Origin of the sequence: Spiroplasma endosymbiont of Andrena trimmerana (assembly GCF_964019575.1) — a bacterium.
Lineage (GTDB): Bacteria > Bacillota_I > Bacilli_A > Mycoplasmatales > VBWQ01 > Spiroplasma_E.
Genome location: NZ_OZ026455.1, coordinates 375,812 through 392,361, shown reverse-complemented (window position 1 = coordinate 392,361; position 16,550 = coordinate 375,812). Strand labels below are relative to the sequence as shown.

15 protein-coding genes, 2 tRNA genes and 1 riboswitch are annotated in these 16,550 nt (G+C 23.8%); of the genes, 15 read left to right on the top strand and 2 right to left on the bottom strand.

Annotated features, from left to right (window positions below; all coding sequences use genetic code 4):
* Window positions 1–117: 117 nt before the first annotated feature.
* Window positions 118–283: riboswitch (cobalamin riboswitch) on the top strand.
* Window positions 284–440: 157 nt separating this feature from the next.
* From nrdF to AACL03_RS02275, 13 genes are all read left to right on the top strand, one after another.
* Window positions 441–1,460, top strand: a complete 1,020-nt coding sequence (gene nrdF, locus AACL03_RS02335) for a class 1b ribonucleoside-diphosphate reductase subunit beta (RefSeq protein WP_252319910.1) — start codon at window positions 441–443, stop codon at window positions 1,458–1,460.
* A gap of 18 nt (window positions 1,461–1,478) precedes the next feature.
* On the top strand, window positions 1,479–4,085 hold the full coding sequence (gene nrdE, locus AACL03_RS02330; RefSeq protein WP_339039066.1) for a class 1b ribonucleoside-diphosphate reductase subunit alpha: 2,607 nt from the start codon (window positions 1,479–1,481) through the stop codon (window positions 4,083–4,085).
* A gap of 201 nt (window positions 4,086–4,286) precedes the next feature.
* Window positions 4,287–4,377: transfer RNA gene (locus AACL03_RS02325), tRNA-Ser, on the top strand.
* A gap of 101 nt (window positions 4,378–4,478) precedes the next feature.
* On the top strand, window positions 4,479–6,002 hold the full coding sequence (gene cls / locus AACL03_RS02320; RefSeq protein ID WP_339039064.1) for a cardiolipin synthase: 1,524 nt from the start codon (window positions 4,479–4,481) through the stop codon (window positions 6,000–6,002).
* A 50-nt stretch (window positions 6,003–6,052) separates the two neighbouring features.
* A complete protein-coding gene (locus tag AACL03_RS02315) occupies window positions 6,053–6,754 on the top strand; it encodes an acetyltransferase (RefSeq protein ID WP_252319916.1) in 702 nt (233 codons plus the stop codon).
* A 14-nt stretch (window positions 6,755–6,768) separates the two neighbouring features.
* Window positions 6,769–8,553 (top strand): hypothetical protein, encoded by a 1,785-nt coding sequence (locus AACL03_RS02310; RefSeq protein ID WP_339039061.1) that lies wholly within the window; start codon window positions 6,769–6,771, stop codon window positions 8,551–8,553.
* 6 nt (window positions 8,554–8,559) lie between these two features.
* Window positions 8,560–10,011 (top strand): proline--tRNA ligase, encoded by a 1,452-nt coding sequence (gene proS, locus AACL03_RS02305; RefSeq protein ID WP_338958038.1) that lies wholly within the window; start codon window positions 8,560–8,562, stop codon window positions 10,009–10,011.
* A 75-nt stretch (window positions 10,012–10,086) separates the two neighbouring features.
* A complete protein-coding gene (locus tag AACL03_RS02300; RefSeq protein WP_339039059.1) occupies window positions 10,087–10,443 on the top strand; it encodes an MG284/MPN403 family protein in 357 nt (118 codons plus the stop codon).
* A gap of 9 nt (window positions 10,444–10,452) precedes the next feature.
* Window positions 10,453–11,844, top strand: coding sequence for a hypothetical protein (locus AACL03_RS02295; protein WP_339039057.1), 1,392 nt, complete (start codon window positions 10,453–10,455; stop codon window positions 11,842–11,844).
* Between the two features lies 1 nt (window position 11,845).
* Window positions 11,846–12,319, top strand: coding sequence for a hypothetical protein (locus AACL03_RS02290; RefSeq protein WP_338958030.1), 474 nt, complete (start codon window positions 11,846–11,848; stop codon window positions 12,317–12,319).
* Window positions 12,320–12,379: 60 nt separating this feature from the next.
* Window positions 12,380–12,634 (top strand): acyl carrier protein, encoded by a 255-nt coding sequence (locus AACL03_RS02285; RefSeq protein WP_174480328.1) that lies wholly within the window; start codon window positions 12,380–12,382, stop codon window positions 12,632–12,634.
* A gap of 25 nt (window positions 12,635–12,659) precedes the next feature.
* A complete protein-coding gene (locus AACL03_RS02280) occupies window positions 12,660–13,121 on the top strand; it encodes a Fur family transcriptional regulator (protein WP_252319930.1) in 462 nt (153 codons plus the stop codon).
* Between the two features lie 59 nt (window positions 13,122–13,180).
* Window positions 13,181–13,255 (top strand) — tRNA-Trp (locus AACL03_RS02275).
* A gap of 50 nt (window positions 13,256–13,305) precedes the next feature.
* Here AACL03_RS02275 and AACL03_RS02270 read toward each other — a convergent pair.
* The gene (locus AACL03_RS02270) at window positions 13,306–14,187 is read right to left on the bottom strand and encodes a DegV family protein (protein WP_338958025.1); all 882 of its coding nucleotides are present in this window, start codon (window positions 14,185–14,187) and stop codon (window positions 13,306–13,308) included.
* Between the two features lie 433 nt (window positions 14,188–14,620).
* Window positions 14,621–15,571, bottom strand: coding sequence for an IS30 family transposase (locus AACL03_RS02265; RefSeq protein ID WP_339038665.1), 951 nt, complete (start codon window positions 15,569–15,571; stop codon window positions 14,621–14,623).
* Between the two features lie 343 nt (window positions 15,572–15,914).
* On the opposite strand from AACL03_RS02265, the gene AACL03_RS02260 reads away from it, so the two are divergent.
* Both AACL03_RS02260 and AACL03_RS02255 read left to right on the top strand, forming a co-directional pair.
* Entirely contained in the window at window positions 15,915–16,205 is a 291-nt protein-coding gene (locus AACL03_RS02260; protein ID WP_339039054.1) for a hypothetical protein, read from the top strand.
* Between the two features lie 173 nt (window positions 16,206–16,378).
* Entirely contained in the window at window positions 16,379–16,528 is a 150-nt protein-coding gene (locus AACL03_RS02255) for a hypothetical protein (protein ID WP_339039052.1), read from the top strand.
* The last annotated feature ends 22 nt before the right edge of the window (window positions 16,529–16,550 follow it).

The window sequence follows — 16,550 nt, the reverse complement described above, 5'->3', positions numbered from 1 at the left end:
TTTTCATAATAAAAAAATTAAGAATAATTTTAAAATAGTTGAGGTTAAAAAAATACATAGTAATGTATTTATAAATTACCAAAATTGTTTTTCTTGTAGTAGAATATTTATACAACTAAATAACAAGGAACTTTAGATGTTCGGGAAAAAGATGAGAATTCTTTGCTGCCCCAGCAACTGTGATGTTGATGAACGTTACAAAACCATTGAAGATAAAACTTTGAGAAGGGTAACAAGTAAAATGAAGCTAAGCCAGTAGACCGGTCTAATTTTTTAAGTAATATTATATTCCTGGGTGTGAATTAATGATTATTTTTAATAATTGCTTTTATTTTTTAATATTTGTAATTTTAATAAAGTAATTTTTAATAATGACAACATCCTTTATATAATATAGGGGATGTTTTTAGTTGTGTAATTAAGTAGAGGGGTAATAATAAATGGCAAAAGATAACAAATATTTTCAACAATCACAGTCACCATTAGAATATATTATGAAAAATTTTAATGGAAAAATGCGGTCTGTAAATTGAAATGTAATCAATGATGAAAAAGATTTAGAGGTTTGAAACCGTATTACTCAAAATTTTTGGTTACCAGAAAAAATTCCTGTTTCTAATGACTTAACTTCTTGAAAAACATTAAATCCAAAATGACAAGAGTTAATAACAAGAACATTTACAGGTTTAACTTTATTAGATACAATTCAGGCAACAGTTGGTGATATCGCACAAATACCTAATTCTTTAACTGATCATGAACAAGTTATTTACACAAATTTTGCTTTTATGGTAGCAGTTCATGCTCGATCATACGGAACAATTTTTTCAACTTTATGTTCTAGTGAGCAGATTGAATCTGCTCATGAATGAGTAATTAATAATGAAAGTTTACAAGCCAGAGCACGTGCACTAATTCCTTATTATACAAGTGATGATCCTTTAAAATCCAAAGTAGCTGCCGCTTTAATGCCAGGTTTTTTATTATATGGTGGTTTTTATTTACCATTTTATTTATCTGCTCGTAGTAAATTACCTAATACTTCAGATATTATTAGATTAATTTTACGTGATAAAGTTATTCATAATTATTATAGTGGCTATAAATATCAAAGAAAAGTTGAAAAGTTACCAAAAGAAAAACAAGAAGAAATGAAAAAATTTGTATTTGATTTATTGTTTAAATTAATTGATTTAGAAAAGCAATATTTAACAGAATTATATCAAGAATTTAATTTAGCTGAAGATGCTATTAAGTTTAGTTTATATAATGCTGGTAAGTTTTTACAAAATTTAGGATATGATTCACCTTTTAGTGAAGAACAAACAAGAATTAAGCCAGAAATTTTTAATCAATTATCAGCTCGAGCTGATGAAAATCACGATTTCTTTTCAGGTAATGGTTCATCTTATGTAATGGGCATTACTGTAGAAACGCAAGATGAAGATTGAGAATTTTAATTTTAAAGGAGAAAAAAAATGCATAATGATGTTGTAAAAGTTTCAAACCAAAAAATATTAAAGCCAGAGGGAAAAATTCATGTTGTTTATTTTTCTTCTTTGTCAAATAATACTCATCGTTTTATTCAAAAATTAGAGGTTTTAAATTCAAGAATTCCTCACGATTTACAAGAGGAAATTTTAGTTGATAAAGATTATGTGTTAATAACACCAACATATAGTGGGGGTGGTGATATTAAAGAAGGGGCGGTTCCTAAACAGGTAATTAAATTTTTAAATAATAAGCAAAATCGTAATTTTTGTCGTGGTGTTATTGCGTCGGGGAATACTAATTTTGGTGATACTTTTGCAATTGCCGGGCCAATTCTTTCAAAAAAATTAAATGTCCCACTATTATTTCAATTTGAATTATTAGGAACTAATAATGATGTATCAACAATAAAAAATATATTAGTAGATTTTTGAGATAAAGATAAAAAAAATACCAATGAAATAAATACTTTATCTGGAACTTTAGAAAGTGATGAATATGTTACTTTAAATGCTAGAGCAAAAACTACTAATAATGCACAATTTGATTTGCAAGCAGCACAATCTTATATGAAAAATCATATTAAACCAAATTTATTGCTTTTTAAAACCGTTAAAGAAAGAATAGAATATTTAGTAAAAAATCAATATTATGATGAAACAATAATTAATAAATATTCAATTACGGAAATTGAACGATTAACAAATGAAGCATACAGTTTTAATTATCAGTTTACGAGTTTTATGGGTATTTTAAAATTTTATAATTCTTATGCTTTAAAAAGTTTTAATGGTAAACAATATTTAGAAAATTATGAAGATAGAGTTATTATGAATAGTTTATTTTTCGCTAATGGTAATATTGAACATGCTAGTAAAATTTTAAGACAAATTATGTCTGGTAGATTTCAACCAGCTACTCCCACATTTTTAAATGCAGGGAAAAAACAAAGAGGTGAATACACTTCATGTTATCTTTTACGAATTGAAGATAACATGGAATCAATTGCTCGCGCTATTACTACTTCATTACAGTTATCAAAACGTGGTGGTGGAGTTGCTTTGTGTTTAACAAATTTAAGAGAATTTGGAGCTCCAATTAAAAATATTAAAAATCAAGCAACAGGCGTTATCCCAGTTATGAAAATTCTTGAAGATTCATTTTCATATGCTAATCAATTAGGTCAAAGACAAGGTGCTGGGGCAGTTTATTTAAATGTTCATCATCCAGATATTATGTTATTTTTAGATTCAAAGCGTGAAAATGCAGATGAAAAAATTCGTATTAAGTCAATGTCTTTAGGAGTAGTTATTCCTGATATTACTTTTGAATTAGCAAAAAACAATGAACAGATGGCACTTTTTAGTCCTTATGATATTGCAAAAGTTTATGGTAAAGCAATGACAGATATTTCTATTACTAAAGAGTATTATAATATGTTAAAAAACCCTGAAATTAGTAAAAATTTTATTAGTGCTCGCAAATTATTTCAAATGATTGCTGAATTACATTTTGAAAGTGGATATCCTTATTTATTATTTGATGATACAGTAAATAAAAATAATGCTCATCCCGGTAGAATTGTTATGAGTAATTTGTGCAGTGAAATTATTCAAGTAAGTACAGCTAGTGAATTTAATAGTGATTTAAGTTTTAAAGAAATTGGTGAAGATATTAGTTGTAATTTAGGAAGTATTAATATTGCAAAAGTAATGGAAAGTGGAAGTGAATTTGGTGAGGTTATTTTTCAAGCAATTCATTCATTAGACCACGTATCAAGAAGTAGTGATTTTTCTAGTGCTCCGTCAGTTGCATATGGAAATAAAAAAAATCATGCTTTGGGTTTAGGCGCTATGAATTTACATGGATTTTTAGCAACAAATCATATTTTTTATGATTCAAAAGAAGCAATTGATTTTACTAATATTTTCTTTTATGTTATGGCTTATCATGCTTTTAGTGCTTCAAATAAATTAGCATTAAAATTTGGAAGTTTTGGTGGATTTAAAAATTCAAAATTTGCTGATGGTTCATATTTTGATAAATACATAAAATGTCAGTCAGATAAATGAACTCCTGAAACAAAAAAAATACAAGAATTATTTACAAAATATAACATTATGATTCCAACTCAGAAGCAATGAAAAGAATTAGTAATAAAAATTAAAGAAACGGGATTGGCTAATTCACATTTAATGGCAGTAGCACCCACTGGTTCAATTAGTTATTTATCTTCGTGTACACCAAGTCTACAACCGGTAGTCGCTCCTGTTGAGGTACGAAAAGAAGGGAAATTAGGTCGTGTTTATGTTCCTGCTTATAAGATTGATGATAATAATTTATCATATTACACTGAAGGTGGATATGAATTAGGTCCTAATCCAATTATTGATATTGTAGCAGCTGCACAACAGCACGTTGATCAAGCAATTTCTTTAACTTTATTTATTACTGATAAAGCGACAACTCGTGATTTAAATAAAGCTTATATTAGAGCCTTTAAAAAAGGTTGTTCATCAATTTATTATGTTCGTATTCGTCAAGAGGTTTTAGAGGATAGTGAAAATTATCAATGTAATGTTTGTGTTGTATAAATTAATTAGATTATTGAATAGTAGTTTCAAGTAAAAAATAAATTTGTAACAAATTTAGTAATATATTATTTATTTAATTTAAAAAATAGTGAAATTTTATTTTGGAATATAGGATTTTTAAAAAAAAATTAAAAAATACATAGTAAATTTTAAAATTAAAGTTATAATAATAATTGTAAAAAAAATAATTATTATAACTTTGGAGTGGTACTCAAGAGGCTGAAGAGGACTGATTGCTAATCAGTTAGGACGGGAAACTGTCGCGAGAGTTCGAATCTCTCCCATTCCGCCATTATTTAAAAAGCATTAATTGCTTTTTTTTACTTTTAAATAATAAATTTATTAATAATTAGATATAATTTAATAAAGAACTCTTTATATTAAGGAGAAATCATGCGTAAACGAGTAAACTTACTTTTATCATTAATCTTATATATTGCTTTGATTGCAACAATAGTTTTTGTTATATTTAATTATATTAAATATTCATGAATTATTTTGATGATAATTATTACTTTAACTATTTTAACTGGTATTATTATTTTCATTACCAATCGTATGCAAGATGCAAAACTATCATGAATTATGGTTACCTTATGTTTGCCAATCATCGGTATTTTTTTATATTGAACTTTTGGTCGTCCTTATCGTTATCGACGAAAACAAAAAGCTTATTTAAAAACAAATAGTTATTTTTATACCCAAGAAGATTGAACTTTTGCTAATTCAATTTTAGAATCAAAAAAAATAACTTTGAGTGAAGATACTTTATCTTTATTTAACTATACAACAAGAATTTCTCATCGACCATTTTATAATAATACTGATGTTCAAATTTTAAATAATGGTCCTAATAAATTTGTTAAATTAATTGAAGATTTAAAACAAGCAAAAAGTTATATTTTTATTAATTATTTTATTCTTGGTGAAGGGGAGCTATTAGAAGTAATTATTAATGTTTTAAAAGCAAGGATTGAAGCGGGAGTTAAAGTTTATATGATTTATGATGCTGTTGGTTCATATTTTAATTTATCAAAATATAAAATATGAAAAATGAAAAAAATGGGAATTATTATTCATAAATTTTCACCAGTTAGATTACCATTTATGACAGGAAATTATAATTTTCGTAATCATCGTAAAGATATTATTATTGATGGGAATATTGGCTATGCTGGTGGAGTTAACTTAGCAGATAACTATATTTATCTTTCTGCAAAGTATGGCTTTTGAAGAGATACCCAAATTAGAATTGTTGGGGAAGCTGTTAAATCAATTGATTTAATATTTAGACAAGATTGGCATTTTATTACTGGTAATATTCTTGATATTAGTGCTGAAAAATCTGAAATAAAAATTAAAAATAATATTATTGTCCAAGTAATTGATGATGGACCTATTACTAAAGAAACAATTCAAAAAGATTTATTTATTAAATTTATTAGTAATGCTAAAAAGCGAGTTTGAATTAGTACTCCTTATTTAATTCCAACTAGCGATTTAATTACTGCATTGCGTAATAGTGCTTATTCTGGTGTTGATGTTAGATTATCATTACCCGGAATTACTGATAAATTTTTATCATTAGACATGTCAAGAACTTATTATGATTCATTGATTGAGTCAGGTGTTAAAATTTACGAATATAATAATGTTTTTAACCATTCTAAGTCTGGTATTTTTGATGATGATATTACTATTATTGGTTCAACTAATCTTGATTATCGTAGTCTTTATTCAGATCATCAAACTTTAGTAATTGTTTATGATAGTAAAACAAATAGTGATTTATCTGCTTCATTTGAAAAAGATTTTATTCATTCTAGTTTAATTATTAGTAATCCACTACTACATCGTAGTTTTGCCTATCGGGGTGTATTTTTATTATTGCTTAGAATTTTAGCACCATTATTTTAAAAAAATTTAGTATAATTAGGTAAATATTAATAATAAGGTGGTCATAATTTATGGGTTGAAGTCGACGAATTAAAAAAATTAAAGAATATTTTAGTGATGAAAATCAACCTAATTTGGATATTTCTAAATTATCAGAAGACAATGAAAAAAAAACTCCTTTTTTTAATAGGTTTAAAAAACAAAAAAAATCTAATAAATCTTCTACTTCAACGAATAATAAAAAACGTAATAATATTTTTTTAAATTTTAGAAGAAGATCAACTATTCAAATTATTAAACATTTAGAAAATAAAAATATTTTTAACTTATTTTTTTATACTGATGTTAGTAATATTACTTTAATATTAGAACAAGGAATTAAACCTTCTTCACAAATTAAATTATTGCCAAAGCAAGAATATATTGTTTGAACTTATTTAGAACATGCTACTTATTTAGAATTAGAGTTAGGTAATTCAACACGTCATTTTTTTTGAAAGTGATGTGCAGAGCAAAATGTTGATGTTAATAAAATAGCTATTATTTCTGTTGATATTCATAAACTATTTCAAAGCACTACTAAAGATTGAGGTTTAAATGTTGATACTAATCGTGTTCAAATATATGAAACAATTCCTGTTGAAGCTATTGATTGAATTTTGGTTAAAGATCGCAAAATGTTTCGTTTAGCTAAATTATATATTGATAATCAAAGACTAAAGTTAAAACTTTTCCAAGGAAATAATGGTAATATTACTTTAGGCTCTGATTAAATGGAGGTAAAATTATGCGTTGATCTGCAATTGTAATTATTGCTTTAATTCCTTTTATGACAATAATAATTATTTTATTTATACGTTTAAATCATCGTAATAATCAATATTATAATGTTATCCATGGTGATTTGTTAAGTTTAGTTCCATTGAAAATTGATTTAAAAAATGAAATCATTACTTTTTCTGAACGCTTAGAAGTTTTAAATCGTAAAAAACGAATTTCATTGTTTGTATTTAAATCAATGATGAATCGTAAAACTAAAGTAAAAATTGAAATTTTTATTCAAGATTTATTAGTGAATAAAGTTCCATTTGAGCCATGTCATTTTTCTGTTTCCTTTCAATTAGGAAGTAAAGTTATTGTTTATGATTTATCAATTGATTATTTTGATAATAATAATAAAGTTTTGTATGGTCAAATGCAAAGTAATATTCGTTATAATCGTTTTGCTATTTCACAAGCAATTATTTTACAACAAAATGAGTTAACAGTGGTAAAGTCAGTTTTTGTACAAACTATTTTAGATAATTTTAGTCAAAAAAAATATAATAAAAAAATAAATAGTCAATTTGAATATATGATTTTAATAAAAATAAAAAATTATTTAGCATTAGAAAATATTTTAACTGTTAATAATATTGAACGAATGGAATTATTAATTTCATATTATAGTAAAATAACTTTAGGATTAGATAATACTATTATTTGTAAATATTATGATGGTCAGTTTTTAATTTATTCTAGAAATAAGAAAATAAATTTATATCGATTCCAAAAAAAAATAAATAGTTATATTAAACGTAATTTAGTAGAAAAAAGTAGTTATTTGCAGATTCAAAGTCAAATATTATGTGTTTATGCTTCAGTAAAAACTGATGCTTCAAATGTCTATATATTATATAATAAAATTATTGATAAGAATCAATTAGAAGTAGTACAAAGTAGAGACTTAATTGAAATCAAATTGAAGACAAATGATATTTTAAATTATCCCGATTATAATCATTATTCACTTCTACAATCAGAACAAATGGAAAAATTATTAAGTGTTAGTATTAGACCAGTATATAAAAGTGATAATTCAAATGAGCCAAATTGTTACTATGCTTGATGAAATTTTGTTAAAAATTCTTATTATGTTTCGTTTATTGTTTTGATGCGTAATATTCAAGATTCAGGATTGTGGTGAAAAGTAAATGAGCCTTTATTTATTCAAACATTTGAAAAATTTGCGAAATTAAAACAAGAAAAAAACCTTATTCTTCCTGTTAGTTTAATTGAGTTACAAGATAAAACTATTTTAACAAAGTTAATTGCTCTTGTTAATAAGAGAAAAAATCTTTTTGAAAATTGTGATTTAATTTTTGATTTTCAAGATATTGGTGAAATTAATAGTTGGAATAAGTATGATTCAATTATTAAAACTATTCGTAGTAATAAAATAAAAATTTCTTTTACTCATGATTTACGTCATATTGATAATTTTAAATTAATTAATCATTTTAAACCTGATTATGTAGTTTTAACTTCTAATTTATTAGAACAAGTTACTTTTAGTTTTAGTAAATATATTGATGTTATTATTTGTTTGCATTATTTAAGAATTTTAGGTATTAAAAATATTTTAGCTCGTGGTATTATTAACGTTCCTGAAATTATTATTTTAAAAGGATTAAAGGTTGACTATTTACTAGGAAAAGTATTAGAATCAGAACAAGCAAATAAAGTGCTAGATGCTTTAAATTACCCAAATTATTGGAAGTGACATAAAAGTCAATCAACGAAAGGTGAATAGATCATTATGAATAATGCAAAGAATAAAAATATTACAGCAAGAGAGATTGATTTTGCCAAATGATATACTGATGTTATTAAGCAAGCAGAACTTTGTGATTATGGCGCAGAAAATGGTTCAGCAGCCGGTACCATTATTTTTCGTCCTCGCGGATATGCAATTTGAGAAAATATTCAACATTTATTAAATCAAAGATTTAAAATTTTAAATATTGAAAATGTAATGCTACCACTTTTAATTAGTCAAAAAGCATTTCAAGTTGAAAAAGATCATATTGAGGGTTTTGCACCAGAATGTGCAACTGTAACTAAAGTTGGAAATAATCAATTATCAGAGGAACTAATTATTCGTCCTACTTCAGAAGTTTTATTTTGTCGTCATTTTTCAAAAATAATTAGTTCATATAAACAATTACCATTATTATATAATCAATGATGTAATGTTGTTAGATGAGAAAAAAATACAAAACCATTTTTAAGAACTAGTGAATTTTTATGACAAGAAGGGCATACAATGCATAATAACGATGAAGAAGCAAAAAACTTTACATTAAAAATGATTAAGTTGTATGCTGATTTTGTTGAAAAACAATTAGCAATTAAAGTTATTGTTGGTGCAAAAACAATTCACGAACGTTTTGCTGGGGCAAAAATGACATATACAATTGAAACTATGATGCAAGATGGACAAGCATTACAAGCCGGTACTAGTCATTATTTTGGTCAAGAGTTCACAAAGGTATTTAATATTAAATTTAGTAATAAAGATAATAAACAAGAATTAGGATATCAAACATCATGAGGTGTATCGACAAGATTAATTGGTGCTTTAATTATGGCGCATAGCGATGATCTGGGTTTAGTATTGCCATCTACAATTGCACCGCATCAGATTATGCTTTTAAATTTATCACCTAAAAGTGATAAAGTTAAAATAATTGTTGAAAGAATATTTAAAATTTTAAGTTCTCATTTCCGAGTATTAATAAATGAAGATAATAAAAGTTTTTCTTATAAGAAAAGTGAAAGTCAAATTAAAGGTATTCCAATTACTATTGCAATTGGTGAGCAAGAAATTGAAAACCAAGTAATTAAATTAATTTTACGTCATAATTTAGATACTATTGATGTTGAAATTAATAATGAAAAACTATTAGTAACAACTATTATTAATCAATTAAATAAATTAAATAAAGATTTATTTAATAATTCACAAAAAAAATTAAATACAAGTTTAAAAGAGTTAACAGATTTCAATGAATATCATAAATTAGTTAAAATTCATAAAGGTTTCTTTATTGTACCTTTTTGTGATCAAATAAAGTGTGAAGAAGAAATTAAAAGTTTAACTGGTACAACATCACGTTGTATTCCTTTAGAACCGTATAAAAAACCAAGTAATTGTTTTAAGTGTCAAACTCCTAATAGTGTCTGAACTTATTTTGCAAGATCATATTAAAATTAGTAAGTTAAATAGAAATAAAATAGAGGAAAGATAATTATTTGTTCTTAAATTATTATTGAGGTGATAATAATGAAAGAACAAATAAGTGCTGATAAGCAACTAATTGCTGCTATTTTTGTTAAATATGAACAAGCAAAATTAACATTAGCAAATAATAATTTTAAAGAAAATTATGTTTTGAAAGAGGATAGTGTTCACTATGCTAATAAGATAGCGATAAATAAAGAATTAAAAAATTATGAGAAACATGTGCAAATTGTTGATACAGTTTTAGCATTATTACCAAAAAATGAATATAGTTATATTGTTAGAACGTTCTTAGTTAAATCAAATAAAAATTGATGAAAAAAATATTATCATATCAAAGAATATGAAAAATTAGAAAAAACGACTATTAAGCGTTTTTTATACTTATATTTAATTTAAGGATATAAAATGAATATTAATAGTATTGATTTATTGAATTCGCGTAGTTTTTTAGAACAAAAACTGAATTTAACGAGTGATGTAAAAAACAGCCCCATTTATGAAAAAGAATTATTTTTAATTCCAAGATTTACAGTGGTTGGTTTTCCGATCCAAACTTTGCAAAAAAGCAGTTATTATTATATTGAATTTCAAATTGTAGAAGCATATAGTTATGATTTTGATATTAACAAAGAACCAAGTGAAGGATTACTTGACGATGTAACGTTTCAATATGATTTGAATTATAGTAATATTAAGCAAGCAAGTGGACAACTTGTGATATCTAAATCAATTAAGTGAGTATTTCTTACTTCTTCATATTTAGAATTACTTGAAAATAATAAACTTGGTCCATATGCTGATATTTCTTTTTTACATATGGTTATGAAAACTTATAAGATAATTTTACCAGCAATAGCAATTAAAAAAGATAATATAAATATTTTAAATTATAGTTTTAATTGTAAAAAACCTAGTAATTTAAAGCAAGTTCGTCATATTAATAATAAACATAATTATGGAACACTTAGTTTTTACTTTAATAGTAATCCACAGTATCAATTACAAATTAAACCAAAAATGTTTATTACAACAAATTTTAATTTGGAAATTAAAAATCCCATTATTTTAACGACAAATTTCTCTGATAAAGGATTTTATCATATTTTTTCTAAAAAGATTATGAAGAACATGATAGTTGGTGGAAAATCAAGATTAGATGAGGTTTTTAAGTTTTCTGGTAATAATATTAATACTGCAAATATAGTGCCAATAAGAATAAAACGTTATCTAGTATCACATTTTCCAAAAGTAAAAGATTATTATGATGATAAAGAAACAATATTACGTAAAATATTAATATTTAATAATAATTTTGATTTACAACAAAATACATCATTAAATATTAATGAAAATCTATCAAAATTTTATCAAAATAATAAAATACCAGCTTTTTTATTACGTAATAAAAAAAATATTGATGAATATTATTTAGAATTTTATAGTACTATTTATAATAGCATTGTAAATAAAATAGTATTGAATGATGAAATAGGAAAAAATCAATTTGATTTACCAAGATTTGAATGTTTTCACTTTAATATAAATATTCCATTTAATTTTCAAACCTTTTTTAAATATGATATTAATTTAAAATTTATTGAAGAAAGTAGTGAACCAATTATTGGTGGTCCATATCATTCTATTTTTATTAAAAAATTAATAAGAAATAATAGTGAAAATTGAGTGGCAACCACTAATTTTAGTTTAACTTACAATGAAATATTAAAATTTTATAGTAGTGATAACTTTAGTTTTATTGATTATAAGTATTTAATTCATAGTCAAATAAAGGTATAAAATGTTTATACGTAGGTTACAAATTAGCATTTTAATTATTACTATCACTATTACATTAAGTATTATGTTATTTTTTATTATCAAAAATTTTTCAACTAATAAAAATTTAAATGAAATGGTAAAAGAATATGATGTAGAATTAGAGACCGTAGATGATAAAAAAGAAAATTTAAATCCAGACATAGTTGTAGAAGCTATTGATATTAAAAAATTAAATGAAAGTATTACAATTATTTTAGATAAAAATAGTACTATCTTAGCAAATCAGTCACAGATTATATATAAAATACAATTTAATCAAAATTTATTTCAATACATATTTTTAAAGTTAATTATTAAAACATTTCCACAATGAAAAATTAATAATTTTATTTTTCATTTTAATATTTTAAATAATGCTGTATGAGTTGAATATAATACTAATTTAAAACTAGATTATTTAGAATGATATTTTAAAATAACAAATAAAATTTAATGCTCTATGTTATACTAAGTATAACTATTAATAAAAATGATTTAAATTAGGAGTGAATTTATGGATATTTTAAGTGAAATTCATCAAATTATTAAAAAAGATTATCCAGAAATTAAAGAAAAAATTACACCCAAAACTAAATTTAAAGATGTAAAAATTGACTCTCTTAAATTAGTAATGATTGTTATTAAAATAGAAGAAAAACATAATGTAAAAATTAATGATAATAAATTACTGGATTTACAAACAAAAACAGTTCAAGATTTAATAAATGAAATTGAAAGATTAGTAGCAATTGAAAATAAAAAAAAGTAATATTATATTTTATCAGGAGATTAGTATGAATAAAAATTTTGAAAATATTATCCAAAAGTTGAAAGATAAAGACTATCGTTTAACTGATGTTCGTAAAGCAGTTATTAAAGTATTAACGCTTAAGCAACATGTTAGTATTAATGATATTATTAGTTTTTTAACAAAAGAAGGTAATGATAATATTAATATTATGAGTATTTATAATACTATTGATTTATTAATGACAGAACATATTATTCATGCTAATGTTTTTGAAGGAAAACAAATAATTTATGAACTATCAGAAAATACCGTTCATATTATTTGTAATTTTTGTAATAAAATTATTCATGCCTCTTTCGAAGATAAACAACAAATTTCACCATTACAAGAAGAAAAACTTGAAAAATTAGCAACTAAAAATAATTTTTATTTTTCACATTATAAGTTAGAAATTCATGGAATTTGTGATAAATGTGAATTAAAAATAAAAAAAATGAAATTTTAATTGAACTTAAAACTTCTTTCGCGTAAAATTGAACATGTACTATTTAAATTAAATATTTTAGGGGTGTAGTTCAATGGTAGAACATCGGCCTTCAGATCCGAGTGTTGTGGGTTCGAGTCCTGCCACCCCTGCCATTATTAAAAATCACTTTTAAATGTTTCTCATAAAAGTGAATTTTTTATTATTATAATTTTGGTAACTTATCTTTATCTAAATTAAAAGCAACAAAACTGAAGGTTCCAATTCCTGTATGAGCACAAATTACGTTTGCTAAATTAATAGTTTTGACGTTTTTAATGCCATAATCTTTAACAAATTTTGTAATTTTTTCTATTTCTTTTGCTTCAGCAAAAGCATGAATAATGTAAAAGAGAGTAATGCTTTCTATTTTTTTACTTTTATTAATTTCTTTAAGAGTATTTTTAATTGCTTTATCTCATGTTCTTGTTTTATCAAATTTATCAATGGTTCCGTCAAAAGATAAAATTGGAGTTATTTTTAACATAGTAGCTAAGGCTGCTGCTGATTTTGAAATTCTACCACCACGAACTAAATAATTTAAATCATAAGGTAAAATAAATGCTATATAGTTATCTCTTATTAATTTTAGTGCTTCTATAATATCATTAACATTATTTTTTTCGTTAAGTGACATTTGATATGCTTTTTTAACTAATAGTCAGTTAATAACTGAAACACCATTACTATCAAAAACAAAAACTTTATCTTTAAAATTAGATTCTTTTGATAACATAGTAGCAGTGTTATATTGACCCGATAACCCCTTTGATAAAGGAATAAAAATAATCTTTTCAAATTTAGTTAAAGCATCTTCTCAAATTATACTCATTTGACCAAGTGGTGTTTGCGAAGTTTTGGCAGATTGTTTTTTATGAACTATTCTATTATAGAATTCTTCATCCTCTAGAATGTTAGGGTCATCAGTAATAGTTGTATCATCACTAAAAGTGATTAATAATGGACAAAATCCAATATTCATTTCTTTTAAATCTTTAATTGAAAATCCTGAAGAGGAATCAGCAACAATACCAATTTTTTTTTTCAATTTTCTCACCCTAACTATAATATTTTTTACTTATTTATTAAATTATAACATATATTTTTTACTTAAAAATGGACTTTCATCGTTGAAAGATATATAAAATAGTTAATATGTTGTTTTTGGGGTGGTTGATTCTTGTTTCTTAGATTTTTTATCAGAACATTAATTTTAAAAAACTGAATGTATTCTAAAAACAATTGTGTTATATAATTAACACTAATTTTGACATGAAAGGATTTTATTAATAAGTTAAATATTTTTTCAAAATTAAAAATTATTAAAGACGGAAAAAATATTTTTCAATTAGATATCTAACAAAATATATTAAATCAAAACTATCAGCATATTACTTTTTTAAAAATCAAGAAAAATTTATATAAATAAGTCAAAAAAATAAAACTCATTAAGTAATGCTAAATTGTAAAGGTAAGTGCAACTAAATTATTTTTCTATCCAAATATTCGATTGGTGAAAGATAATTTAGTATTTTTCTCGGTTTTTGATTTAAAGACAATATAAATTTATGAACTTCATTTTTATTAGTTTTTGAAAAAATAAATTTTTTAGGAAATTTTTCTCTAATTAAACCATTAGTATTTTCATTAGTACCTCTTTGTCAAGGTGAATATGGATTGGCAAAATAAATTTTTACATCTAAATTTTTTTCAAGTTGTTGTCAATTTGAAAATTCTTTGCCACGATCAAAAGTAATAGTTTTAACAATGTTTTTAGGAAGAATTGATAAATAATAACTGACATTTTTATTAATAACTTTAGTAGTTCTGTTTTTAACTAATATTGCTAAAGTAAATCGTGATACTCTTTCAACTAAAGTTATTAAACATGATTTGCTTTTACCTCGTGATGATACTATAGTATCTCCTTCTCAATGACCAAGTGTTATACGATCATTAACATTTATATCTCGTTCTTTAATTGATTTACCATTAAACTTGCCACGATTTTCTTTAGATTTTCGTTTTTTACCTTTTCTTCTTAAATTTTTACTAGTAACTTTATCAAGCATTCCAAAATAAATTCAAGTATAAATTGTTTTAAAACTAATAACTCATTCTTTATGAAAATTTTTAATTCTGCCATAAATTTGTTCAGGTGATCAACCTAATAGTAATTTTTGTTGTACATATTTTACTAAATTCTTATTTTTAAACTTATGAAAACTAATATGTGATTGTTTTCGATTTTCAGCTTTATTTTGTGCAATTAATGAAAAATAATGATTATTATCTTTATTTCTATTAATTTCTCGAATAATAGTACTAATACTTCGATTAAGATTTTTAGCTATTTCACTAATTTTAAATTTAAATTTCAATTGATTCTCAATATAAATTCTTTCATCTATGCCAAGATGTTTATAACTCATATAAAAACTCCTTACTTTTTTCTAAACTAAATTTAGCATTATGAAATTTTTATATGAGAATTTTTTGCAATTTTATTTACTTGCACTTACAAGTATAACTCAGCTAATAAAAATAAAAAAATCCAAATAAATGAATGACCACTTAAAAACTCAAATCAATATTGAAATATTGATGAAAATATTAATGATGTAAATCAATATGTTGTGTTTTTTCTAATTATCAAAGAATATATTTTAAATTTCTAAAACCCCGATATTTTTATATCAAATCTGTTTTATTTCATAAATCATATAAAATGATTACATTATGAAAAATTTAAAGATTTAAAGAGAGGGTTATATTATGAAAAAGAAAATTATTAAAACAATCATTGCATCAACTGCATTAACTAGTGGTATTCCTGCTGAAAGTGGTATTTTAACTAAAATAGAAACTGAAACAGAAAATGAATTAGAAGAAAAAGATAAAAGAGCAAATTCTACAAAAAAAAGAGTTAAAAGACAAACTCCACCAAGTTTACAAAAAGCAATGACAACAATTAATATTGGTCAAATTGAAGCGAATGATAAACAACATATTATTCAAAGATTAAGAGAAATTAATCATCCAATTTTATCTAGAGAAGATTTTTAGAAAATATTGAATTTGAAAACATTACAAATATTAATGCAACAGTACATGCTGGTATTAACATTTACGATCAAAATCCCGCAAGAAATATTCCAAAAAATTTAAATTTTACTATTAACTTTACACCTCGAAGATTAAAATTATCAAGTATTCTTATTAGAACTGAGTTAGGAGAATTGTTAGATAATGCACCATTAACAATAATAGAGAGATTAAATTTTTTAAATCCCGATTTGCATTTACGTTATCCTAGTTTTACAAATAGACATCCTATAGGCATAAATAATTTTCAAATTTTATCAGAAAATGTTTATGATTTTCAATAGAATAATCCTCATATTGTTTTTG